This is a genomic window from Virgibacillus profundi, assembly GCF_002287375.1.
Classification (GTDB): domain Bacteria; phylum Bacillota; class Bacilli; order Bacillales; family Amphibacillaceae; genus Virgibacillus_K; species Virgibacillus_K profundi.
In genome coordinates this window covers 348,024-373,414 of record NZ_NPOA01000001.1, presented here as the reverse complement: position 1 = coordinate 373,414, position 25,391 = coordinate 348,024, and the positions used below count along the sequence as shown (strand labels likewise).

The 25,391-nt window shown below is 39.3% G+C and carries 24 protein-coding genes; 20 read left to right on the top strand and 4 right to left on the bottom strand.

Annotated elements, in window-relative coordinates; genetic code table 11:
- Positions 1–9 precede the first annotated feature (9 nt).
- From CIL05_RS01440 to CIL05_RS21955, 10 genes are all read left to right on the top strand, one after another.
- Positions 10–1,689, top strand: a complete 1,680-nt coding sequence (locus tag CIL05_RS01440; RefSeq protein ID WP_095653715.1) for a peptide ABC transporter substrate-binding protein — start codon at positions 10–12, stop codon at positions 1,687–1,689.
- An 89-nt stretch (positions 1,690–1,778) separates the two neighbouring features.
- A complete protein-coding gene (locus tag CIL05_RS01435) occupies positions 1,779–2,696 on the top strand; it encodes a S66 peptidase family protein (protein WP_095653714.1) in 918 nt (305 codons plus the stop codon).
- 14 nt (positions 2,697–2,710) lie between these two features.
- A complete protein-coding gene (locus CIL05_RS01430; RefSeq protein ID WP_095653713.1) occupies positions 2,711–3,805 on the top strand; it encodes a dipeptide epimerase in 1,095 nt (364 codons plus the stop codon).
- 511 nt (positions 3,806–4,316) lie between these two features.
- Positions 4,317–5,288 (top strand): C40 family peptidase, encoded by a 972-nt coding sequence (locus CIL05_RS01425; protein ID WP_095653712.1) that lies wholly within the window; start codon positions 4,317–4,319, stop codon positions 5,286–5,288.
- The gene (locus tag CIL05_RS01420) at positions 5,278–6,270 is read left to right on the top strand and encodes an ABC transporter ATP-binding protein (RefSeq protein ID WP_095654054.1); all 993 of its coding nucleotides are present in this window, start codon (positions 5,278–5,280) and stop codon (positions 6,268–6,270) included. The genes CIL05_RS01425 and CIL05_RS01420 overlap by 11 nt, the downstream gene beginning before the upstream one ends.
- A gap of 141 nt (positions 6,271–6,411) precedes the next feature.
- Positions 6,412–7,617, top strand: a complete 1,206-nt coding sequence (gene spoIID / locus CIL05_RS01415) for a stage II sporulation protein D (protein WP_240510079.1) — start codon at positions 6,412–6,414, stop codon at positions 7,615–7,617.
- Positions 7,618–7,765: 148 nt separating this feature from the next.
- A complete protein-coding gene (gene spoIIQ, locus CIL05_RS01410) occupies positions 7,766–8,695 on the top strand; it encodes a stage II sporulation protein SpoIIQ (protein WP_095653711.1) in 930 nt (309 codons plus the stop codon).
- Positions 8,696–9,011: 316 nt separating this feature from the next.
- On the top strand, positions 9,012–10,025 hold the full coding sequence (locus CIL05_RS01405) for an AimR family lysis-lysogeny pheromone receptor (protein WP_095653710.1): 1,014 nt from the start codon (positions 9,012–9,014) through the stop codon (positions 10,023–10,025).
- Between the two features lie 739 nt (positions 10,026–10,764).
- The gene (gene spoIIID / locus CIL05_RS01400; protein WP_123056247.1) at positions 10,765–11,046 is read left to right on the top strand and encodes a sporulation transcriptional regulator SpoIIID; all 282 of its coding nucleotides are present in this window, start codon (positions 10,765–10,767) and stop codon (positions 11,044–11,046) included.
- Between the two features lie 108 nt (positions 11,047–11,154).
- Positions 11,155–11,610 carry a hypothetical protein gene (locus tag CIL05_RS21955; RefSeq protein WP_133065287.1) on the top strand — a complete coding sequence of 152 codons (456 nt, stop codon included), beginning with the start codon at positions 11,155–11,157 and terminating at the stop codon, positions 11,608–11,610.
- A gap of 92 nt (positions 11,611–11,702) precedes the next feature.
- Here CIL05_RS21955 and CIL05_RS01390 read toward each other — a convergent pair whose 3' ends face one another.
- Positions 11,703–12,728 carry a nuclease-related domain-containing protein gene (locus CIL05_RS01390; RefSeq protein WP_095653707.1) on the bottom strand — a complete coding sequence of 342 codons (1,026 nt, stop codon included), beginning with the start codon at positions 12,726–12,728 and terminating at the stop codon, positions 11,703–11,705.
- Positions 12,729–13,161: 433 nt separating this feature from the next.
- Between CIL05_RS01390 and CIL05_RS01385 the strand changes: the two genes are divergently transcribed.
- The 4 genes from CIL05_RS01385 (at position 13,162) to CIL05_RS01370 (ending at position 16,517) form a co-directional block, all read left to right on the top strand.
- Positions 13,162–14,163, top strand: coding sequence for a rod shape-determining protein (locus CIL05_RS01385; RefSeq protein WP_095653706.1), 1,002 nt, complete (start codon positions 13,162–13,164; stop codon positions 14,161–14,163).
- Between the two features lie 266 nt (positions 14,164–14,429).
- Positions 14,430–15,233: a flagellar hook-basal body protein gene (locus tag CIL05_RS01380; protein ID WP_095653705.1), complete on the top strand. Its 804-nt coding sequence runs from the start codon at positions 14,430–14,432 to the stop codon at positions 15,231–15,233.
- Between the two features lie 10 nt (positions 15,234–15,243).
- Positions 15,244–16,074 (top strand): flagellar hook-basal body protein, encoded by an 831-nt coding sequence (locus CIL05_RS01375; RefSeq protein WP_095653704.1) that lies wholly within the window; start codon positions 15,244–15,246, stop codon positions 16,072–16,074.
- Positions 16,075–16,160: 86 nt separating this feature from the next.
- A complete protein-coding gene (locus tag CIL05_RS01370) occupies positions 16,161–16,517 on the top strand; it encodes a DNA-directed RNA polymerase subunit beta (RefSeq protein WP_095653703.1) in 357 nt (118 codons plus the stop codon).
- A gap of 133 nt (positions 16,518–16,650) precedes the next feature.
- Here CIL05_RS01370 and CIL05_RS21790 read toward each other — a convergent pair whose 3' ends face one another.
- Entirely contained in the window at positions 16,651–16,797 is a 147-nt protein-coding gene (locus CIL05_RS21790) for a lmo0937 family membrane protein (protein WP_107505441.1), read from the bottom strand.
- Positions 16,798–16,969: 172 nt separating this feature from the next.
- Here CIL05_RS21790 and fabZ point away from each other — a divergent pair, with 172 nt between their 5' ends.
- Together fabZ and CIL05_RS01360 are read left to right on the top strand one after the other, a co-directional pair.
- Positions 16,970–17,389, top strand: coding sequence for a 3-hydroxyacyl-ACP dehydratase FabZ (gene fabZ / locus CIL05_RS01365; RefSeq protein ID WP_095653702.1), 420 nt, complete (start codon positions 16,970–16,972; stop codon positions 17,387–17,389).
- Positions 17,390–17,545: 156 nt separating this feature from the next.
- Complete coding sequence (locus tag CIL05_RS01360; protein ID WP_095653701.1) at positions 17,546–17,851, top strand: hypothetical protein; 306 nt, start codon at positions 17,546–17,548, stop codon at positions 17,849–17,851.
- A 102-nt stretch (positions 17,852–17,953) separates the two neighbouring features.
- Here CIL05_RS01360 and CIL05_RS01355 read toward each other — a convergent pair whose 3' ends face one another.
- Positions 17,954–18,142: a YjfB family protein gene (locus tag CIL05_RS01355; protein WP_095653700.1), complete on the bottom strand. Its 189-nt coding sequence runs from the start codon at positions 18,140–18,142 to the stop codon at positions 17,954–17,956.
- Between the two features lie 116 nt (positions 18,143–18,258).
- A complete protein-coding gene (locus CIL05_RS01350) occupies positions 18,259–18,924 on the bottom strand; it encodes a YtxH domain-containing protein (RefSeq protein ID WP_095653699.1) in 666 nt (221 codons plus the stop codon).
- 391 nt (positions 18,925–19,315) lie between these two features.
- Here CIL05_RS01350 and CIL05_RS01345 point away from each other — a divergent pair, with 391 nt between their 5' ends.
- The 4 genes from CIL05_RS01345 (at position 19,316) to CIL05_RS01330 (ending at position 25,341) form a co-directional block, all read left to right on the top strand.
- On the top strand, positions 19,316–19,807 hold the full coding sequence (locus CIL05_RS01345) for a competence protein ComK (protein WP_095653698.1): 492 nt from the start codon (positions 19,316–19,318) through the stop codon (positions 19,805–19,807).
- Positions 19,808–20,003: 196 nt separating this feature from the next.
- Positions 20,004–20,882 (top strand): TetR/AcrR family transcriptional regulator, encoded by an 879-nt coding sequence (locus CIL05_RS01340; RefSeq protein ID WP_095653697.1) that lies wholly within the window; start codon positions 20,004–20,006, stop codon positions 20,880–20,882.
- Positions 20,883–21,417: 535 nt separating this feature from the next.
- Positions 21,418–22,275 carry an efflux RND transporter periplasmic adaptor subunit gene (locus CIL05_RS01335; RefSeq protein ID WP_095653696.1) on the top strand — a complete coding sequence of 286 codons (858 nt, stop codon included), beginning with the start codon at positions 21,418–21,420 and terminating at the stop codon, positions 22,273–22,275.
- 3 nt (positions 22,276–22,278) lie between these two features.
- Positions 22,279–25,341, top strand: coding sequence for an efflux RND transporter permease subunit (locus tag CIL05_RS01330; RefSeq protein ID WP_095653695.1), 3,063 nt, complete (start codon positions 22,279–22,281; stop codon positions 25,339–25,341).
- The last annotated feature ends 50 nt before the right edge of the window (positions 25,342–25,391 follow it).

The following is a 25,391-nucleotide window of genomic DNA, read 5'->3' as shown; positions in this document are numbered from 1 at the left end:
ACAAAAAAGATGAAGAAGTGGCTAGTTTTATTGTTAGCTGTTTTAACTATTTTCTTTTTAGCAGCATGTACAGCTAATGACAGTGCAGGAGAAGAAGAACCGGCTGAGGATAATGAAGCTGAGCAGGCTGAGGAAAATGGAGAAACTGAATCAGAGGAAACCGATGAAGCGCTTGAAGGAAAAGTACTTCACCTTAACAATGGGGTGGAACCTACTTCATTGAACCCGTCCATCGGCTTTGATGCTGTATCATGGGACCCATTAAATAACTTGATGGAGGGACTTACCCGTCTGGATGAAGAATCAAAAGCAGCTGAAGGAGCAGCGGAATCCTGGGATATTTCTGAGGATGGCTTAACGTATACGTTCCATATTCGTGAGGATGCCAACTGGTCCAATGGAGATCCGGTTACAGCAGGGGACTTTGTCTATGCTTGGAAATTAATGCTTAATCCGGAAACTGAACCAGCCTCTCCAGCCGCATTCCTGGCATATTTTATTGAAGGGGCAGAAGCTTTTAACAGTGGGGAAGGTTCAGCAGAAGATGTTGCTGTCACGGCAGTTGACGAAAAAACATTAGAGGTTGTCTTAACAGCCCCAACCGGATTCTTCCTGGATTTATTAACAAATCCGGCATTCTTCCCTGTTAACCATAAAGTAGCAGAGGAAAATCCGGACTGGCATGCAGAAGCAGATTCTTTCGTAGCAAATGGGCCATTTAAGCTCGAATCATGGGAGCATGATAGTGAAATGGTATTTGCCAAAAACGAAGCGTATTGGGATGCAGATGCTGTGAAATTGGATAAAGTACATTGGGCAATGGTTAATGATACCAATACCCAATATCAAATGTTTGAAAGTGGAGATCTTGATACTGCAAGCATTCCACCAGAATTATCTGATGAGTTGATTGATGGCGACAATGTATTTATCGGCGATTATGGTGGCCTAGAATTTTACCGGTTTAATATTACAGAAGAGCCATTCCAAAATAAGAAGATCAGACAGGCGTTTTCATACGCACTAAACAGAGCTGATATAGCTGAATTTGTTGTAAAAAATGGAGTGGAACCGGCTTACGGATTCATTTCTCCAGGATTTACAAGCCCTTCCGGCGAGGATTTCCGTGATGTCAACGGAAAACTTGTATCATTCGACCCGGATCAGGCAAAGCAATTACTTGAAGAAGGTATGGCGGAAGAAGGCTATGAAGAGTTGCCACCTGTCGTGCTGTCCTATAACACAAGTGATTTGAATAAAGCAGTGGCAGAAACAGTACAAAACATGTTAAATGAAAACTTAGGTATTGAAGTATCACTGGAAAACCAGGAGTGGGGCGTTTTTGCAGAAGCACAGACAAACCTCGAACTTCAATTTTCACGTAGTTCATTTATCAATGATTATAATGATCCGGTCAACTTCCTGGAGAGCTTTATTACAGATTCATATATGAACCGAACTGGATTCTCCAGTGAGGAATATGATGAATTGATTGAAAAAGGAAAATCAGAAACAGATCAGGAAAAACGCTGGGAATATTTATACGAAGCAGAAAAAATGCTTGCTGAAGAAATGATCGCAGTACCGATTCGCTATTATAACACAGTTGTTTTGCAAGCTGATGGCGTATCAGGCATCCTGCGTCACCCCGTTGGATATTTTGATTTGAAATATGCAGACGTAGAGTAACTTAAATTGAAAAGGGGGAATGGCTCATTTACATATTGTATATGGGCCGCTCCTTTTTATCACCCAAGAAACCGGAAAGAGGGATATAAATGCTCTGTCCAAATCGATTGCATAAAGGTGACACAATTGGTGTGATAGCACCATCCGGCCCGCCTGACCTAGACAAATTAAAACAAGCCATTCCTTTTTTAAAAAAGATGGGACTGCATGTAAAGTTAGGCAAGCATATTGATAAGGTTCATGGTTATTTAGCTGGTACAGATGAAGAAAGGCTTGAGGATTTGCATGAAATGATTGCAAACCCAGAAATTAAAGCAATTATTTTCGCTCGTGGTGGTTATGGCATGGGCAGAATTGTACCAGACATAGACTTCAATTTAATAAAAAGAAACCCAAAAATCATTTGGGGCTATAGTGATATTACATATTTACATACAGCTATTCGCAAGAAAGTCGGGCTCGTCACATTTCATGGGCCAATGCTTGCTTCTGATATTGCCGAGGAAGGATTTGACGAGCTTTCGGCAAGTATGTTTGAACAGCTTTTCGAGCCCAAAAGATATGGCTATACAGAAAAGATTTCGGCATTACATGAGATTGTGTCAGGGGAATCGGAAGGGCAGCTGGTTGGCGGAAATCTATCATTACTTGTGAGCACACTTGGCTCGTCCTATGAAATTGATACAAAAGGCAAGCTGCTTTTACTGGAGGATATAGGTGAAGAACCATATAAAATTGATGGAATGCTAAATCAATTGAAGTTTTCAGGGAAACTAGCGGATGCAGCAGGGATTGTGGTAGGAGATTTTGCTAAAGCAGAGCCTAAATTGGATCCGTCTTTAACAATGGAGCAAGTTTTTTATGATTATTTTAATGACCTGAGCTGTCCAGTGCTGGCTGGATTCAAAATTGGACATTGTTTCCCACATTTTTCCGTTCCGCTTGGTGTTCAAGCAAAACTATCAACAAAAGATAAATCATTAATCATCGAGCCAGGCGTTAAATAGTTGGAGGTGAGCAGATGAAAATACAAAATATCGAGACATTTCAAGCAGCTATTCCATTACATACACCATTTAAAACAGCCCTCCGAACGGTCACGGTAGCTGAATCAATTGTTGTTAAAATTACTTGTGATGACGGAATTATAGGGTGGGGCGAGGCTCCACCAACACATGTTATTACAGGCGACAGCTTAGCGAGTATTGATTATGTAATCAATGGGATTTTTAAACCCTTGCTTGTGGGTGAGTCAATTTTATGTAGGGAGCGAATGTTTGAAAAAGTAAACACCGGTGTGGTTGGCAATCCAAGTGCAAAGGCAGCTATGGATATGGCAATTTATGATTGTATTGCACAGCATGCTAAAATGCCGCTCACGCAATTTCTCGGAGGTTATCATGGAAAAATTGAAACAGACTATACAGTTAGTGTAAACAGCCCTGAACAGATGGCTCAGGATGCACAGCAGTATGTTAATGATGGTTTTACCGTATTAAAAGTAAAAGTTGGCAAGGATCTTATAGAGACAGATATAAAGCGAATTCAGGCAATTCGAGAGCAAGTTGGAACAGAAACACTGATTAGACTAGACGCAAACCAAGGATGGAGTGCGTTGGAAGCAGTTAAAGCGATCCGGAAGATGGAGGATCTCGGATTAAATATTGAGTTGATTGAGCAGCCAGTAAAAGCAAATGATCTGAAGGGCTTAAAATATGTAACCGAAAATACAACAACACCGATAATGGCAGATGAAAGTGTATTTTCAGCAAATGACGCTAAAATTGTCCTCGAGCAGGGTGCAGCTGATTTAATTAATATCAAATTAATGAAAGCAGGAGGCATTCATGAGGCCTTAAAGATTGCTCAGCTGGCTAAAACTTATGGAGTAGATTGCATGGTTGGAAGTATGATAGAAACAAAAATAGGCATAACAGCCGCAGCACATTTTGCAGCAAGCCAACCAAATGTCACACGATATGACTTCGACGCCCCACTCATGCTTTCAGCGGATCTCGTGGATGGTGGAATAATCTATAACGGTAATGTTATAGATTTAGGTGATAAAGTGGGCCTGGGGATTAAGTCAGTAGACTCGCAGTATATAGTGGGATAGGTTTAATGTTCTTAGTCTTAAAAGAAATGTAGTTTTTTCAGAAAGTTATACGATGTAAAATCAATAGTAGCAGGTCTCATCGACCGCTACGGAAACACACTTCGCTTTCCGCGGGCGGCTGGTGAGCCTCCTCGTGCTACGCACTGTGGGGTCTCACCTATGCCTTTCCTCCCGCAGGAGTCTACGTGTGTTTCCTCCGCTGGTATTCCAGTTACTGCCCATGAACTACATTAGAAATCAATATCCAAAACATCGAACCACCTCACCAGTTCGGGTGAGCGAAGGGCGGTGACTCCTGCGGGAATAGCACGTGTCCGAAGACCCCGCAGAGTGGTTTTCTCGAGGAGACTGTGGCCGTGCCCGTGGAAAGCATCCGCCCGGAGCGATCCCGTACGGCGATTATAGAAAATACTTATAGCAATCAGCATTTACTCGCCTTTTACACTCACTGTGCTGATTCAAACGCAAAAGACTTAGAAAAAGAACTTTTCACAAAGAAAGGAGCCTAAAAATGGTTAAACAAACTTTTGATCAATTTCCGGAAGAGATGTGGGTTACGGCTGTGCAGGTAGCTACGGTTTGGACCACACCTGAATCGGCAAGAGATATCGATGCACATGGAACAGACAACCCAACGAATATAGATCAATGGATTTCAGGATTGACCTATGAAACAAATCTAGCCTTATGTGATGAAAATAGAGTGCAGACACAATTACTTTACGGGGAACCTGTGCTTGTAACAGAAATTAAAGAAAAATGGGCACATATTGTTATCCCTTCACAACCCTCAAAAAAAGATATGCGCGGCTACCCTGGCTGGGTTCCATTAAGCCAGCTGTCCAAGGTAAATAGAGCGAAATGGAAAAGTCCGGAAACAGCTGCAATCATTAACGATAAAACCTGGCTGGAATCAGATCATGGAGAAAAGGAAATGAAACTTAGCTACATGACTTTTTTGCCAGTTGCAGAAGTCCATGAAGATCGTGTTGAAGTAAAAACACCTCATGGAAATAAATTTTTACCAAAAGCCTCAACCTATATATTCTCTTCGGAAAAAGGAATGGATCCTGCTAGCGGAGAAAATATAGTTAAAGCTGCAGACCCCTTTGTCAGTCTCGATTATTTTTGGGGTGGAATGAGTTCATTTGGCTATGATTGTTCCGGACTTGCATATGCAATGCATAAAGCAAATGGCTACGAAATCGCACGAGATGCGGATGATCAGGCTGCGTCGGGCGAAAATGTAGATGATGACAAACTGTTGCCGGGAGATTTAGTGTTTTTTGCATATGAAGAGGGAAAAGGCAGGCTTCATCATGTGGGAATTTACTATGGAGATGGAAAAATGATTCATGCCCCACAAACAGGAAAAGGAATTGAAATCATCAGCATGAAAGGCACGAAATACGAAAAAGAGCTTTGTGCCGCAAGACGTTATTGGTGCAGGTACAGAAAGGGAAATAATGATGATGGAAGATAAAATTTTACAAATACAAAACCTGAAAAAGCATTTTACAGTGGGAAAAGGGCAGGTATTACAGGCTGTTAATGATGTGAGTTTTTATGTTAATAAAGGGGAGACCTTTGGACTTGTTGGTGAATCAGGCTGCGGAAAATCCACAATCGGCCGTACGATCATGGGTCTTTATAATAAAACTGCTGGTGATGTTACGTATGATGGGGATAATATTCATCAGTTGGATGATAAGGGGAAATTTAATTTTTATCGTAAAATGCAAATGATTTTTCAGGACCCTTATGCATCATTAAATCCAAGGTCAACAGTAAAAGAGGTTATTTCGGAGCCGATGGAAGTGCATGGAATGTTCAAAAGTAAAAGAGAATTACTTGATCGGGTATACCAGCTATTGGAAGAGGTTGGTTTAAATAGAGATCACGCGAATCGCTATCCCCATGAATTCAGTGGTGGACAGCGCCAGCGGATTGGCATCGCCCGTGCACTCGCATTAAATCCAGACTTCATTATAGCTGATGAACCAATTTCTGCACTGGATGTCTCTGTTCAGGCACAGGTGGTAAATCTGTTAAAAGAACTGCAAAAAGAAAAGGGATTAACGTTTTTATTTATTGCCCATGATTTGTCCATGGTAAAACAAATTTCCGATCGAATTGGGGTTATGTATTTAGGAAATATGGTTGAACTTACAGAAAGTGCACGTCTTTATGAAAATCCATTGCATCCATATACGCAAGCACTGCTGTCAGCAATTCCAATTCCTGATCCCGATATTGAGGAAGCAAGAGAGCGGGTTATTTTGGAGGGAGAGCTGCCAAGTCCAATCAACCCACCAAGCGGATGTGTTTTTCGGACACGCTGTCCAGTGGCAATGGAAGTTTGTTCACTGAAAAAACCGGATTGGCAGGAAGTGGAGCAAAATCATTATGTTGCCTGTCATTTGTATGATGAGACATTGGAAGATAGGGAACTGGTAGGACAATAATGAAGAAGACTACGAAAGCTTGCGTTAATAAAGCCTTCGTAGTTTTTTCATTTATCAGGTTCTATTGTTTCTGATTTCTGTATAAGTTTAGGTAGTAGGGATGCTAGAGTATAAAATTAATTTTAAAAAAGGGGGAAGGCCGTGCAAAATCGTAAATATCCCAGCAATAAGCTTCCTAAAGCATGGAAAAAGAAAAAATCCAAAATGAAGAAACAACTGGAACTAAAAAGGAAGCAAACCATTATCGCAAAAAGCAACAGTACCATTAGTCACTCTAAAAGTCCAAAAAAACTTACACCTTTCAAACCAAAAAAACAATATCTTACCAAAAAATCAGCTACATGGAGACTTCCTGCAGTCTTACTTATATCAATGTTGATAACAATTATTTTAGTTGTCCCTACACTGATTGTTACTCCATTTGTAACAGATAATCAACAGAAATCCGGAGCAACTGAAATTCAGCCGGACTCCGGAGGGGAGTTGGACTCATTAACATCTCCATTTTCAGTAGCTGTAATAAGATCTAAATCAGAAACGGTTGAGGATGTACCACTTGAAACATATGTATCCAGGGTAGTTGCATCAGAAATGCCGGCAAAATTTGAATTGGAAGCATTAAAAGCACAATCACTAGCTGCCAGGACTTATGTAATAAACCATATTCTGTACCAGAACGGGGATACGGAATATGATGTGACGGATACTACCAAGCATCAGGTGTATAAGGATGAACGCGAATTACAACAAGTAATGAAAGGCAGTTACACGGAGAACATGGATAAAATAAAGAAAGCAGTACAGGCAACAGAAGGAGAAATAATCACATACAAGAATGATTTAATCACACCAGCCTTTTTTTCCACGAGCAATGGCTATACCGAGAATTCAGAGGATTACTGGGAAAATGAGCTTCCTTATTTAAGGAGTGTCGAGAGTAAATGGGATGAAGAATCTCCAAAATTTCTCGATCAAAAAATATTTATGATAAATGAAGTGGAAAAGGTTCTGGAACTGAATCTTCCTGAGGATGCAGCATTACCTATTGAAGTAACCCGTACCGAAAGTAATCGGGTTGATCAATTAGCAATTGCCGAAAACACATTTTCAGGCAGGGAAATCAGAGAAAAATTTGAATTACAATCAAGTGATTTCACAATCGAACAAAAGAATGACCATTTAATTTTCACCACAAAGGGCTTTGGCCATGGGATTGGAATGAGCCAATACGGCGCTAATGGAATGGCTAAAGAAGGAAAAACATATAAGGAAATTGTGAAACATTATTATAAAGATGTAGAAGTCAGTACAATAACTGACTCTGCACCAACCCTCGTCTCGAAATAGACGGGGGTTTTTGGGTTTACATCACCCGCCTTAAATCTCTTACCTTCCCCTACTTTTCCGAAAAAATGCATGAAATTAAAATATTTTTAACAAATAATGTATATATTTTCTTTTTTCTGATCAGAATGGTTGTTGAGGTGATGAGATTATGAATGAGGAAAACAAAGGCGGTTCAAAAAACAAGTGGACTCGCATTTTCCGGAAGAAGTGGTTTTTTCCAGCAGTATATTTGACAATTGCAGCCCTCCTTTTAGCGGTGGTGGTGTGGTATCAAAATCTGGATAATCAAATTCCAGAGGCTGATAATGATAGTGAGCAATTGGAAAATACGGGTGATTATATCCCGACACCAAATGATGAGGATGCAGAACCTGTCGTAGAACAGCAAGAAGTTATTCTAATGCCTGTGACTGATCAAGATCAAGCAGAAATCGTAACTAAATTTTATGATTACGACGCAGAACAAGAGGATAAAGAAAATGCATTGGTTCTTCATAACAACCGCTATTATCAAAGCACAGGTGTAGATATTGCAGCTGCAGATGGTGAGACATTCGATGTAGTTTCGGCATTAAGCGGAACTGTAACGGAGGTTAAAGAGGATCCACTTTTAGGCAATGTGGTAATCATGTCACATGAAAATGATGTAAAGACATATTACGCAAGCCTTGGTGAAGTCCTTGTTAAAACCGGAGCAGAAGTCATGCAGGGTGAACAAATCGGTACTGCCGGAAATAATATCTTCGGCAAAGATAGTGGAACACATGTCTATTTCCAACTGGATAAAGACGGTAAGGAAGTTAATCCTGAAGAATTCTTCAATCAATCTGTAAGTACATTAGATAGTGTTACAGACGAGCAAGCTGAAGAAGAATCAGAAGCAAGTGAGGAATCCGGAACTGTCGAAGAAGATTCAGAAGCAAGTGAAGAATCCGGAACTGTCGAAGAATCAGATGAGCAGGAAAATGAGGAAGACAATTCAGTCGATGAATCTGATGAAAGTGAAGAATCAGATGGAGAAGAAGAAAATCCTGAAGATGAAACTAGTGATTCTTCCGAAACTGATGAGAGTGCTTAAGCACAAACAGGCTAAAGGATTTTCTAAAAATAAATAGAAAACATTTTACTACTTATCCCTGGCATTGGAGCCGGGGATTTTTTGTTTACTTATTCTGAAGAAATCACGCTTCTTTTGGCTGGGGGATGAATTCACGCTTATTTAATAGTTTGCTAACTAGAAAACTATAACTTTTGCAAAAAATGTCGAAAGAAATTTCTGTTTATTCTCTAAAATATATGGTAATATAAAAAATAACTAGATAAATGTTAATTCTTGCCGAAATATGATAGTAAACGAGCAAGGTTTCCGTTTGGAAAGGAGCCCCACATTCATCATGCACTCATCTACCATCTTTTTGACTAACACAGATGCTTTAACATTGGAACAATTAATGGAATTATTAACTCAAAAACATGATGACCAAACAGTAGTTAAGTTAATGAGGAAATACTGTTTAAAGTCTACTTCGAATGATATCCAGAAAAAAGGAATGGAATTTTTGTATATCAATGGATTTTATGAGGATTTAGCTATCCTGATTCAAAAGAATAAAGAATCTGCAAGCGCCTCCAATAGGAATTGGGCAGAAGTATATGATTCGATGATGGATCGGAAACAGAAAAAATGTGCGCCATACCAGGTAATTCAGAGAGTACAAAAAATAAAATCCACTGAACCGGAATTACAATGCCTGATTGAATTTGCAAAAGTTACCTCTTATTATGATATGAATGAATATAACAAATTAGGAAATTTCCTGGAGATACAGCAGCAATTGTTTGAATCTATAGAAGATAGATTATTGATATCTTACTTTAACATACGATTGCATCAAACCTTGTTTTTTTATTATCTGTCAAGAAATGAATTAATTATTGCCAGAAAATATGCGTATCGTGCTTTAAATGAAACCGGAAATATACGAACGAAAATCGGGCTTCACATAAATTTGGGTTTATCCTATACATTTGAGACCTATTTTCAGGGGATGTATCACCTGTCCGAAGCATTAAATTTGGCAAAGAAAGAAAATTTATTGAATGCTATAAAGGCAATTGAACAGAATAATATCCCATTTCTATCTGCACATTTTCGAGAAGTGGATAATATTTCATCAACAGATAAAAGTGAACAGGCCCATATTGAAATTGCTAAAGGTAATTACACTGAGGCTATAAAGATTCTGAACGAAATCCCGCTGGACAGTCCATATAAGCTTTATTATATGGGTAAAGCAAAACAAGATAAAAACCTTCTTCTTAAATCATACAATTATTTTATCGAAAAAAGAAGTGACTACTTCTTCAGCAGATTACCACTTAATGAAATCAAAAGATTGCCTGTTTAAATTTTAGGCGGCGGGATATTTCCCTACTCAACTATTTAAATAAATAAGGATCAGTTTTTCTTGTGAATAAAAAAATTGAAAAGGAGCAAATAAAATGAAAAAAATGAAAGCCTTTCTGTTTATTTCTGTTGTAATGCTTATCTTTTCTATACTCCCAGAATCACTCGGGGATTTAATTATGTTTGACCCAGAGTTAGGTGAAATGGATTAATACCGTTAAAAAAATGATTAACGAAAAGGAAAAATAATAAAATAATGCGTTTCTCTTCCACGGGAAAGCTTGATCCTTTTTATAAATTCAAAAAGCATGCGGAAGCCTTATTCTTTCTATGTTTCTGTGCATGCTTTTTCCCTTAATAACTGCAGCTATTTGGTGCAGTTATTTTTTTGCGGAAAAATTCTTCTTGTCCACCTTTCCGAAAGATGTAATTTTAATCATAAACATGCAGTTCCAGTAATAAAATGTTACAAACCAAGCAATCTGAAATGTCTGAGGTGAGAGCTTGTGTGGCTATAAAAATATAAGTATAAATTATATGCATTTTTATAGGAATTAATAACAGAAAATTTTGTAAATAATACATCACAAGTCAGAACCAGCTCCTAAGCACACGGGAAAGTGTACATAATCACGATCATTGTTCATTGGAACTTTAGATAAACGGGAAAGCCACAGCAAATTTAACACCTTGTCTCAAAACCACACCTCGGAAATATCCAACTTAGGGAGGCGAATGGTGTGCACGATTACATCAAAGAGAGAACTATCAGGATAGGGAATTATGTCGTGGAATCGAGAAAAACTGTCCGAATGATAGCAAAAGAATTTGGTGTTTCCAAAAGCACAGTCCACAAAGATTTAACAGAACGCTTACCGGAAATCAATCCGGAACTAGCCAATCAAGTAAAAGAAATTCTGGAATATCACAAAGCAATCCGCCATCTCCGTGGTGGCGAAGCAACAAGGCAAAAATATAAACTCGATCCAAAAAAGGAAGGTGAAGTGAAGCCAGTGGGGTAATCATCCTGCGTGTATAGTTTTTTAGTGGAAACCCAGCCTGAGTGGCTGGGTTTTTGAAGGTGGTGGTAGCTGTTGTGTTGCCGGGTGGGAGTGTATCACTAGGGGCGTGTGTATATCTGCCAGAGCACTGGATATAGCGTCGGAAGGTCTGGTTTATCATCCGGAGACGAAAAATATCGTCCGGAGGTCTGGTTTATCATCCGGAGACGAAAAATATCGTCCGGAGATCAGATTTATCATCCGGAAACGAAAAATATCGTCCGGAGGTCAGATTTATCATCCGGAGACGAAAAATATCGTCCGGAAATCAAGTTTATCATCTGGAGACGAAAAATATCGTCCGGAGATCAGATTTATCATCCGGAGATGAAAAATATCGTCCGGAGGTCTGGTTTATCATCCGGAGCGAAAATATATCGTCTGGAGGTCTGGTATTGTCATCCGGAGCGAAGATATATCGTCCGGAGGTCTAGTTTATCATCCGGAACGAAAATATATCGTCCGGAGATCAGATATATCATCCGGAGAAAAACATCGTCTAGATCATGCATATATCATCCATAAAGAAATCATATTTAGTAGGCAAAATGGAATAGCAAAAAGCAGGTCTAAAATACTTTGATCTGCTGCATGAGTTATCTAATCTGGAATTTAAATTATAATTGTAAAATTGTTTTTTTCTTATTCGGAACGAATGAATCTTGTGGAAATAATTCCAGTTTTGGAGCATAGTACTTTCTAGCTTTATTTTTCCCTGTTTGCGTGAGATTCATGGAGTTTAGTATGGTGTAAGCTGTTTTCCCGGAGTCAATTTGAAGAAGATTTCTACATTCACTATTGGTGATCGTTGCATTATGAAGAAGGAAATAGTCCAGTATCAACCTGACGTGTGCAGTAGGATCAGCATAAAAACATTTATCACATTTCCAGGTTTTATACATCCGTTTCATTGGATAACTACCACAATTTTCACATTGTATTCCTTTTATTAAATGATTTTCGTTTATATTGTAGTAGTCAAGTAGTTTTGGTTTAAGTGGTGTATTGTATTTCAAAAAAGCATCATTTATGCTATATAATATATTTTTATTTAACACATTTTTGGTATATTTAATTGTCATTTCTTTAATTTTTGGAATTAAGTTGTCGGCATAGATCATTTTATTATAAAATGTTGGATCGTTTTGATTATTTTTGATAATGGTGGAAGGATCACTGACAATTACGAGGGATTCTATGGGAATTCCATATACAGATATAACTTGTTGCAACCAGTAACTTAACTGCATTTCTTGTGAATTAGCTTGCAATATAGGGCTTTGATATCCCTTTTCAACATTTTTATAAGTTTGTGTTAAATGACCGGAATCCGAATTATAGTTTAATTCACCTTTCATATTTTTTGCCTCTATTATGAGAATAAATTTGCTGGATAGTAGTAGGGAGTCGATTTGGAAAAAGTTGTGGTTAACTTTTAATCGAAGACTTTGATACTCGAAGAATCTTTTTTGCGGGTAAGTACTTAATTTATAATCAACCGTTTGTTCTCCACGATATCCAGCTAAATAATTCCAGTAATCTTGGTTAATCACATTGTTATTTCTATATTTTTCCTTCAACCTCCTAAATAATGCTTCATAACATAAAATTACATATGGCTTTGTTCTATGTAATTTAATCAACTATTATCACTCCTAATTTTGTGTTAATATTACTATTCTACAAAAATTGCGGATATCCTTTTTATTTATGGAGTTTCTTTATATACTTTTTTAATATGTACACATTAGATCTATCCAGGAAGTAAATATAATAGCCAAGAGTAAAAATATCGTCCGGAGCACGCATATATCATCCAGAGAGTAAAAATATCGTCCGGAGTGCAGATATATCATCCAGAGCGTATATTTTCACCATACAATCCACCTCTTCCAACACGCTACACATGGCATTTGCTATCAACAAACCAACTACCTCATACCACTAACAATTTTTTACATAAATTTTGTCGAAATGTGCAGTTAAAAATTGCTTTTTGTGGTAAAATATAATATTAGTAGCATTGTGTTCGTTTACAGATGCGAGTTAGTTTTAACAGTAGGAGGAAAATGATTCATGTTTTCTAGGGATATTGGAATTGACCTTGGAACTGCCAATGTTTTAATTCATGTAAAAGGAAAAGGAATAGTTTTAAATGAACCAGCCGTTGTAGCAATGGACCGCAATACAGGTAAGGTACTTGAAGTTGGGGAAGCTGCAAGACGCATGGTTGGTAGAACACCAGGAAACATTGAGGCTACTCGTCCATTAAAGGATGGCGTAATTGCTGATTTCGATGTGACCGAAGCGATGTTAAAGCACTTTATAGATAAAATAAATGTACGTGGTTTTCTTTCGAAGCCGAGAATGCTTATATGCTGTCCGACAAATATTACGAAGGTTGAGCAGAAAGCAATTAAGGAAGCGGCTGAGAAATCTGGAGGTAAGAAGGTTTACCTTGAAGAAGAGCCAAAAGTAGCAGCAATCGGTGCCGGTATGGAAATTTTCCAACCAAGTGGAAATATGGTTGTGGATATCGGTGGGGGAACAACAGATGTTGCCGTACTTTCGATGGGTGATATTGTTACATCCGAATCGATAAAAATGGCTGGGGATAAATTTGATGTGGAAATTCTGCAATTCATAAAGAAAAAGTACAAGCTGCTTATTGGAGAGCGTACTGCCGAGGATATTAAAATTAATGTGGCTACCGTATTTAAAGATTCCCGTAAAGAGGAAATGGAAATTCGTGGACGTGATATGGTAAGTGGTCTGCCACGTACGATTACAGTTTATTCCGCTGAGATTGAAGAAGCATTGCGTGAATCTGTTTATTTGATCGTCCAGGCTGCAAAATTAGTGCTTGAACGCACACCACCGGAATTGTCAGCTGATATTATTGATCGAGGTGTAATTTTAACAGGTGGCGGGGCATTGATCCACGGAATCGACCAATTATTAGCAGAGGAATTAAAGGTTCCTATCTTTACTGCCGAAGAGCCAATGAATTGTGTGGCAAAAGGAACTGGAGTCATGCTTGAAAATATTGATAAAATTGAACGAAGAAAAGTTGTTTGACCTTAGCACTGTAAGTGAGTGCTTCAATATGCAGTTTATATTCAGACCAGGTCCCTTTCTATCAAATCAGCTTAAATAAAAGGGAACCACTTCAGCTTTCATCGAGCTGAAGTGGAGGGAAGTTTGGATTCTTTATTTATGTACCCGAATGAAGGAATCTTAAACCATGTTTTTATTTTGCAAAATTTTTTTTAGAAAATCAGTATAGGTGTAACGAAGACTTGGCATTAGCTAAGGATTTCTAAAAAAAGCAAGGAGGGATTGCCTTGTTAAGAGGATTTTATACTGCTGCAAGTGGAATGATTGCACAGCAACGTCAGCAAGAAGCTTTATCCAATAATATTGCGAATGCGAATACACCAGGCTATAAATCAGATCAAACAGCATTGCGTGCATTTCCTGAAATATTACTGCAGCAAACGGGGTCAGAAAATATTCCGACAACACGTGGTCTGAATTTGCCGATTCAAAATCCAATTGGGACATTGAATACAGGTGTATATGTGCATGAAACAATTCCGAATTATGTGCAGGGCGATATTCGTGAAACAGGTATTACAACAGACCTGGCACTTGTCAATGGGACAATACCCGATGAGACAGGAAGTTTATTTTTTACCGTGCAAAATGATGCCGGAGAAGAACGTTATACGAGAAATGGAAACTTTACAGTTGATGGACAGGGTTTTCTTGTTTCGAACCAGGGCTATTATGTGCTGGACCAGTCAGGTAATCCAATCCAAACAAATGGTATGGAATTTACGGTTTTGCCTGACGGAATGCTTCAAACGGAAGGTGGAAATATTCAACTGGGCATTGCATATACAGAAAATGCGAATGCTCTGGTGAAAGAAGGAAATGGTTTATTCAGTGGTGAAGCAGCTGAAATTCCAGCTGGAACTACCTTTCAAATACAGCAGGGTGCTCTGGAACGCTCGAATGTTGATACATTACAATCCATGACACAAATAATGGAAGCCTATCGAATGTTTGAAACAAATCAACGTGTTTTAAAGGCATACGATGAAAGTATGGGTAAGGCAGTTAGTGAAATTGGGCGTTTAGGTTAGGAGGGGTCTCATGTCAAGAATGATGATACAGGCGGCTGTGACAATGAATCAGCTGCAAAATAAGCTGGACCTGATTGGACATAACATGGCAAACAGTCAAACAACCGGTTATAAAAACCGCCAGGCTGATTTTTCCTCTTTATTGTTTCAGCAAATGAATAATCTGGAAGACCCTGCTAATGCCGAGGGGCGGCTTACCCCAGATGGTGTCAGAATTGGCTCAGGTGCAAGACTTGGATCAGTGAATATCGATTTATCACCTGGAAGTCTTTCAATCACAGATCGTGTTTTGGATACGGCCCTCAGGGAAGAAAATCATTTATATCAAATCCAAGTAACTGAAAATGGTGTGCAGGAAACTCGCTACACTCGTGACGGAGCATTTTATTTGAATCCAGTCAATGACAATCAGGCAATGATGCTTACAACGAGTGATGGAAATCCTGTTCTTGGAGAAACTGGGCCAATTGTGATCGCAGAAGGCTTTGACGCAATAGATATTCGCGGGCAAGGACAGGTTGTTGTTCAGCGCGGGAATCAAACAGAGTTTGCAGGAAGAATAGCTGTAGTTGAAGCAGTTCGTCCAAGACTCCTCGAAGCAACGGGGCAAAATTCCTATCGACTACCTGATTTAGCTGAGCTCGGTTTTAATATGGGAGAAATTATTCAGGCAACTGCACCGGATGCGAATGTATTACAAAACAGTGCTCTAGAAAATTCCAATGTAGATATTTCAAAGCAAATGACAGACATGATCATGACCCAGAGATCGTACCAGTTTAATGCAAGAACCATCTCGATGGGAGATCAGATGATGGGATTGGTTAATCAGTTAAGATGATATACTAGATAGCTACCCGTTTTTTATGGTAAAATTTAACCATACTATTTTCATGCATTTGTCAGTTCATAAGGAGAAAGTAAACCATGACAACAAACCAATCTGAAAAAACTGTTGATGAGAAGGAGTCAAGAAAGGCTCATAAACAGGCTAAGCAGAATAAGAAGCAACAGCCTGCTGAAAAAAAGCAATCATCTTCAGAAAAACAAACAAGAAAACAGCAAAAGATAAAGCAGAAAGAAGAAAAGAGAAAAGGTAAGAAGCCAAGGCGTCGTATTTTCCCAATATGGCTGCGGATTATTATTGTTCTCCTTCTTTGTGCGGGTGCTCTTATAGCCGGATTAATGATTGGATATGGTGTTGTAGGTGACGGAACTCCAACTGATGCTTTGAAAAAAGAAACATGGCAGCATATCATTGATATTGTAACGAAAACTGAATAACATAATAAAAGCATCTCATCTGATATAAAGATGAAATGCTTTTTTTGATAAGGTGGGGATGTTGATTCGGGGGTGTGGGAATATCAGCTCGAGCACAATAACACCAGCCCTAACATCAGCTTTTCCCAGTCAATTAAGGGACTCGTCTTCCTGTAACCAGACGTATAATTAAAATAACCAATGCGATTACAAGTAATATGTGGACAAGGCCACCAGCAACTTCGAAAGCAAAACCAAGTGCCCATAAAATTAATAAAATAATTAGAATGGTCCAAAGCATAGCATGTCCTCCTTTCAGGAAGTGGAAACTTTTAAATTACATATTCGTGATTAAGTAAATTAACTGTTGATAGTTAACAATACCTCTTTCAGCTTAAAAGCAAACATTTCTTTGCTATAATTAAAAAGACATTTATACTATACTTAGGCTGAATTTTAAAAGGAGAGTTCCTATGGACATTGAAGAAATTAAAGAGATTATTCCACATCGTTATCCGTTTCTTTTGGTAGATAAGGTGACAGAAATGGAAGAGGGAAAACGGGTGACTGGATTAAAAAATGTAACGATTAATGAACCTTTTTTTCAGGGGCATTTTCCAGAATATGCGGTGATGCCTGGCGTGTTAATTATTGAAGCATTGGCCCAGGTTGGTGCGATAGCTGTACTGGGAATCGAAGCAAATAAAGGGAAACTTGGATTTTTGGCTGGTGTTGATAAATGCCGCTTCAAACGTCAGGTGAAGCCAGGTGATCAGCTTAAGCTGGAGGTTGAAATAACGAGAGTAAAAGGCCCGATTGGCAAAGGAAAAGGTATTGCAACTGTAAATGGCGAAGTAGCCTGTGAAGCAGAAATTATGTTTGCGATACAATAGGTGAGCAACTCATAGTATTAGCGCTAAGACCGCACTGAAATCCTCTTGATCAAGAGGATTTTTTGTGTTTCAAAAAAATTCTCGAAAAATAAGTATCACTTCTTTGAAAATGGTTAACCTAATGACGATAGCGAACATCAAAGGAGGGAAACATTTATGAAAAGGAAATTATTATTGAAATTTGGTGCACCGGTATTAGCGTTATCTCTGATTGCAGCATGTGGGACCGATGATGGTGGGGATCCAGTTGAGGAAGAGGCTCCATTAAATCAAGAGGATGATAACAATAATCAGAACCCAGCCGAAGATGGTGGCATGAATGAGGAAGATAATGGTAACAATGGCGGTATGAATGGCACCGATGGAGATAACAATGGTGGTAATGGGAATAACGGTACCGGCAATAATGGAGACAACAATATGCCTGACGATGATTTAAATAAAGAAGACGATAATCAATAAGTAAGTCTACATTTCACAGGTCTATCAGCATTATTTGCAGTGCTAAAGTTTAAAAGCAGAACGAACCTCTATAAGAAGGGCTCGTTCTGCTTTTGTTTGTTTTTAGATTTTGATGTCGATTCTACTTCCTGCTGTTGGATGTGGGGCAGATTGTGCTGGCTGCTCAAGCATTTTTATTAATTGGCTGCCTTGCTGCTCCATCATTTCCTTGGCATTATTCATGACAGCTATTCCTGCATTGTTGCGAACCTGCTGATTAGCCATTGCAATTGATAGTGCTGCAATATCCATAAAAACCCTCCATCATCACTACTTTTGGATCTTTAAAAAGTACGACCCTCTTTAGCATGCTTTTATAAGAATTAGTATATCATAATTGGAGCTGGGATAAGTAGAAATAATGAGACTTATTCAGTTTTTGTTGCTTGCTTTTCAGTTGTTGTGCTTTTTGCCTCACTGGACTTTGTCGTCCCTTTTTTTGCAGCTGGTTTCTTAGCAGTGCTAGTTGTACTTTTAGACTGTGTTTTTGTCTTGGTGCCAGTAGATTTATTTGAACTCGATTTACTGCTCGTAGTTTTACTGCCACTATCCTTTTTCGGAGCTATTTTCTCACTCTTTTTACTGGACGGCTTATCTTCCTCCTGCTTACCATCTTTCTTATTTTCAGCATCATCAGCTTCATTTGCATTTTCATTTCCCTGTGCTTCTTCCAAATCATTTGATTGCAGCTGTGCACCTTGTTCGCTGCCTTCTTCTTCATTTGCTTCAGTATCCTCATCTGTTTCTTTCTTATTACGCTTCAGTTTGCCTGTAAATTGTTTTGATTTATTGGAAGCACCAGTTTTAATGTCATTGAATTTTACTTTTGTAGAATCACCAAATTCTTTTGTCTTGTCTACTGCTTTATCCTTGGCTGTACCAACCTGTTCCGTGATATCGCCACGAAGTTCTTTGCCGGACTTTGGTGCTAACAGTAATGTAGTTGCTGCTCCCACAACACTTCCAATAACTGTTCCTGTTATTACATTTTTCCTTGTGATCTGCCTTTTATTGTTTTTCTTTTTTTCAGCCATGATTTACTCCTCCTAAAATATGTTTATGGCAAACGACTGTTTTCAGATTCGGATAGCTTTCCTTCCAATTTCTCAAGTCGTTTTTGCAGTTGATCATTTGCTTCTTTCGCTGTAACTGAATGTAATATCGATCGGTCATTTCAGATAATTTTTGACCCTATCCTTTTAGTTACCCTTTTTATTAAATTGAAAACAGCAGATTTCCCCTTCTGGAAGAATTTAACTGAAATATTAACACTGGAAATGTTTCAACATGGGGAATCGCTTCATATTGATGAGGAAATGTTACAAATGTAACGTTTTCATTAAAATATTTCCTTTATTCTGAAACAAATAGTAATATAGTCATGTAAAGATTATCAATTTTAAAATTTGGTGGGGGTAATTTTAAATGGGGGATGGGAGAAGGCCAGTTTACATTATTACACAAAGAACGAAAGCAATTATGTTTGATGCGTCAGCATATTACCGTTCAAGGATTCTTGAAGTGGGCGAGGAAAAGTTTTCGCGGCATAATCCGGAGCAAATAATTGATAACAGCTGTCTGGTATATGGCGCATCATTAGATGGCAGAAAAAGTCCAGTAAAGGAGATTCTGAATTCGGTGAGTAAATTGCCAGTTCCGGTCAATGTCGATAAAGGGATCTACATGATACCGACAGCTTCAACGAAAAATAAAGATTGTGTCTGGGTATCCTATCAGCACATCCTTACATATGAACAACGTGGTGATCAAACATACATAGCTTTTCGTGATGGCACAGGGATATATGTAAACATATCTGAAAAAGCATTCGACATACAATACAAACGGACAAGCCAGGTAATTGTTCATATGAACAGGGGTACACTATTCGGAAAACACTGGTATCCCTGGTGGTGAAAAAACGGGTCGCTTGAATAGCGACCCTCGTTTTATTGGAATGGAAAAGTTAACAGGAACTTCACTTGTATAACCTTTATGCAGAGGTGTACACTAGAGTAGTTAGAATTATAAAATTGCATGACTGACTGGTTAGTCATACATAAAAGTGAAACCATCCAACAAGTTGGATCGTATAAAGAAACAGGTGATCAAAGTGAATGAGAAAAAGATGAAGTTAATTGAGGCAGGTATGAAATTATTTGCTGCAAAAGGATATCACACAACTTCGATCCAGGAAATCGTAACAGAAGCGGGAATTTCCAAGGGAGCTTTTTATTTATATTTCGAGTCTAAAGAAGATTTTATAGTAACAGCCCTTCAGTATTTTTACACACAAATTTCTGAAAGAATTGGAATAGCAAAACAGGAAAATTATCTTCCTCAAGAAAGCCTTGCACACCAAATCACCGCTTTTTTTAATTATATATACAAATACAAGGAATTTCTTATTATGTCTTTACGTGAAAATATATCGATTGGGCAAGATATTGATAAGCTGATTCACCAAATGAAAATGGAAAATTATCATTGGATGAGAGAAAACATCCAGGCTATCTATGGAGATAAAATTAATGCTTTGCTAGTCGATACAGTGATTCAATTAGAGGGCTTGATCAATGGCTATTTTAAATGGATCGTTATTGACAATGTACATATTGAGAAGGAAAAGATAGGAGCATTTATCGTTAGACGTCTAGATGATATCGTAGAAGGAATGCATATGCGGAACGAAGAAGCACTGATCACAATTGATAAAATCCCGGAAGAATATGAAGCAATGATGAACAGGGATACTGATGAACTTTCAGAAATGCTCACTTTATTGCAGTCAAAAGTTGCTAGGTTAAACAGGGAATACAAAATAGTAGGTCAGCTGCAAGAAGTTGTGAGTGCCTTGAAAAAAGAAGTTAGTAAAGCAAAGCGTCAGCCCATCGTAATCCAGGGATTGCTGGCACATTTCAGGCAACTTCCCGAATTAAAAAAAGAATGTAAACAAATTGCCCGATTATTGGATGTCGAGCTTTTGGAGTAGGGATGTTTTTGTAAAGCTGTTTTTCTATAGGTATTGCTACAACCGCCGTTCGGGATCGCTCCAGGCGGATGCGCATCCTTAGGGCACGGCCTCAGCCTCCTCGAGAAAACCACTCTGCGGGGTCTTCAGACACGTGCTATTCCCGCAGGACAAGGAAGGCTTCGCCAGCATCTGCATCGCACGAAGAAAATTGATCTGTATTTTTGAGGAGTCACCGCCCTACGCTCACCCGAACTGGTGAAGTTGTTTTACGTTTTAATATTAATAAGCAGTTCATTAGCAGTAACCGGAATATCAGCGGAGGAAACATATTGAGACTCCTGTGGGAGGAAAGACATAGGTGAGACCCCTAAAGACGAGTAGCACGAGGAGGCTCACCAGCCGCCCACGGAAAGCGAAATGTGTTTCCGTAGCGCTGAATAAGCACTCATCTTCTAAGGACTGGTAGGAAGTTACTTCACCATATATCAACTACGTCATGATAGACAATACATAAAAGTAAACTTAAATTGCTTATTCGAGAGGAGTTAAAGAAATGAATAAAAAAACAATTAGCATGATATTGATACTTTTGATCGCTTTGCTTGCAGCATGCAATCAGGATGAGGATACAAATAAGGATGAGGAAGAAAGAGTAGTACCGGTGGAAACTGCTGAAGTAACGGAAGGTGACCTGGTTATTGAAAAATCTGTTTATGGACGAACAGCCCCTTCTGCAACGGCGCCAATTATGCTTGAGACTCCTGGGGAAATTGATACATTAGAAGTTGAAAATGGCGACCAGGTTGAAGAAGATGATCTGATCGCAACCCTTTCAACCCCTGCTGGAACTCAAAATGTTCGAGCACCTCGAGATGGGGAGGTTGTTAATTTAACTGGAGCAGCAGGAGATATGGTCTCAAATGAAGAGCCATTCGCATTAATCGCTGACATGCATTCAGTAAAACTTGAGTTTTCCGTAACAGCCAAAGTCCGTGAGCTTTTTGAAAAAGAAGCAACACTTGATGTGACAGCAAGAGATAAAGAATACGAAGCGGAAATTACAGCAATCGGCTCAATGCCGAATGATACGGGATTATATGAAATTGAAGCAGAAGCTCCCAATGAAGATGGGGAAATTTTACCAGGAACAGTTATTGAAATGACTGTTCCGGAAAAAAGGATTGAAAAGGCAATCATCGTTCCGACAGCATCGGTTTTTGAGGAGAATGATGAATCTTTCGTATACGTTGTAAAAGACAATAAAGCAATGAAGCAAAAAGTCACGATTCAGGAAACACAATCAGATAAAACTGCAATCGAAGGTGACGTAAAAGCAGGTGATCAGGTTGTGGTGACAGGTCAGTTGACACTGACTGATGAATCCCGAGTTGACGTACAGGAAGGGGAATAAACTTTGAAGCTTGTAAATACATCCGTAAAACGTCCTGTTGGCGTCATTATGATTGTACTTGCCATCATAGCGCTTGGAATTGTATCCATGCGCAGTTTAACGATTGATCTTTTTCCAAAAATTGATCTGCCTGTTGCAGTTGTGGCAACATCCTATCAGGACGCTGCCCCTCAGGAAGTAGAGAATTTAATTAGCAGACCGATAGAATCTGCTGTAAGTACAGTTGAAGGCATCGAAACCGTGCAGTCCCAGTCACAGTCAGGCTCATCTTTAGTGCTGATGATGTTTGCCAATGGGACAGATTTGGATCAGGCATTGCTCGATGTACGGGAAAGCGTTGATCAGGTAAAAGGACTTTTGCCGGATCGGGCTGGTGAACCAAGTATAATGCGATTTAATCCGGACCAGCTACCGGTTATCTGGGTTGGTTTAACTGGTAAAGATACCCCAGCTTTAACCGAAATTGCTGATGAACAGGTTGTTCCATTTTTTGAGCGGCAGGGTGGAGTAGGCTCTGTTACAGTTGAAGGTGGAAAAGAACGGGAAATCCAGCTTATCCTGGATCAGGCAAAATTACAGCAGTATGGCGTGAATGCACAGACGATCATGCAGTCACTAAGAAGTGGGAATCAATCCGCATCTGTTGGCAATGTAGAAAAAGGAAATAAAGATCTCCAGCTACGTGTGACCGGAGAATTCGAGTCGATTGAAGATATCAAACAAACGCTTGTTCAAACTAGTGCTGGTGCAACCATTCAGATAGAAGATGTTGCAGAAGTAAATGATACATTCAAAGATTCATCCTCCCTGACACTCGTGAATGGCAAACCGTCGCTTGTTTTATCAATTTTGAAAAAAACAGACAGCAATACGGTGGAGGTTGCACAAAATGTTATCGCAGGCATGGATGAAATCAAGGAGAATCTGCCAGGAGATGTGAATCTGGAAGTTATCATTGATACATCCGAATTCATCCAAATGTCGATTGATTCTGTTGTGCAAAATATTTTAATCGGTGGAGCGATATCGATCTTTGTATTACTCCTGTTTTTAAAAAGCGTTCGTGCAACAATCGTTATCGGCCTATCAATTCCGATTGCGATTATCTCCACATTTGCATTACTTTATTTCACTGGAGAAACGCTTAATATTTTAACATTAGGTGGTCTGGCTTTAGGTCTGGGGATGATGGTCGACAGCTCGATCGTTATTTTGGAAAATATATATTCCTACAGGCAGCGCGGATACAGTTTATTTGAATCTGCGACAAAGGGTGCTTCCGAATTGGCACCAGCAGTTATTGCATCAACGACAACAACATTGGTCGTATTTTTGCCAATCGTATATGTTGAGGGAATAGCATCTGATATGTTTACACCACTAGCATTAGCTGTTTCGTTTTCTTTAATCGCATCACTTGTAGTTGCAGTAACTTTAGTGCCAATGCTTTCATCAAAATTGCTGTCAAAAGCAATGGAGGACAGTGGACGGCGCTATTGGTTTGATCAATTTCTTGGTTGGGTCAACAGCAAGTACAAGCGTGTTTTAAAATGGGTGCTGAAACATCGTAAAACAACGATTGCCGGAACAGTTATTGCTATCGTGGCAAGCTTGGCACTAATCCCATTAATCGGTGCGGAGTTTATTCCAGCAGCAGACCAGGGTCAAATGGAGATCCGTGTGGAAACAGATGCCGGCAGTTCATTAGATCATACGACAGAAATTGTAGAAAAGGTAAATGAAAAGTTAACACCGTATGAATCGGTAATGGAAACAAATTATGTGACCGTTGGCGGGGGCGGTTTTGCAATGGGTGGAGGTGGAAATAGTGCCACATACACCATACAATTACCCCCTCCGGCAGAACGGGATAAAACAACTACTGATATTGTTCAGGATATTGATAATGATTTACAGGACATCCCGGGTGCTGAAATTACTGTCAGCTCAATGGATGCAGGCATGGGGATGGGAGATCCGATTCAAATTCAGTTAAATGGACCGGAACATGAAGTCTTGCGAGAGCTTTCAGGTCAAATTGTTGAAGAAATTTCTTCCGTTGATGGTGTTTATAATCCAGAGTCAGGAGCATCTGATGGTGTTCCACAAATGAACATTGTCATTAATGATGACAGGGCAGCAATGTATGGATTGACCCAGGAGCAGATTTTAGGTCAAATTCAAATGCAATTTACCGGTCAGGTGGCAACACAATTCCGTGAAGAAGGCCAGGAAATGGATGTGACCCTACTGTATCCAGAGGATGAGCGCAGCACAATAAGTGACTTGCAGGATATGAAGATTCAATCATCTCAGGGTGCAGCAATTCCATTGGAAGAAGTTGCGGAATTAAAGGAAATGAGCGGACCTGTGGCATTGCAGAGACAAAATCAGCAGCCACAAATGAATGTAACAAGTCAGGTAGTAGACAGGGATCTGGCAAGTGTTGTAACAGATGTTGAAAATACACTGGATGGGATGCAACTGCCAGAGGGCTACAGCTATGAAATTGGCGGACAGGCGCAGGACATGGCTGAATCATTTGCGGATTTAGCGCTGGCATTGATTTTCTCGATTTTCCTTGTATATGCTGTCATGGCAATCCAATTTGAGAACTTCCTGTTTCCATTTATCATCATGTTCTCACTACCAGCAACAGTTGTTGGCGTGATGGGCGGACTGTTTGTAACAGGGCTGCCACTAAGTATTCCAGGCTTTATTGGGATCATCATGCTCGCCGGAATCGTCGTAAATAATTCAATCGTACTCGTCGATTACATTAATATTTTACGGCGAAAAGGTATGGATTTATATGAAGCAATTATCGAAGCAGGCCAAAGCAGATTACGCCCAATTCTCATGACAACATTAACAACCATCCTGGCCATGATCCCACTCGGACTCGCACTGGGAGAAGGCGCAGAAATGCAGCAACCACTGGCAGTGACAATCATATTCGGACTGGGTGTCTCAACTATATTCACACTATTATTGATCCCTGTCGTCTATTCATTGTTTGCAGATTTGACTGGGAAGATTATTGGGAGGAAGAAGAAGAAAGAGTAAATTATTGGAGTCCCTCCGCTTTGGTGCGGAGGGTTTTTGTTCCGTGTGGG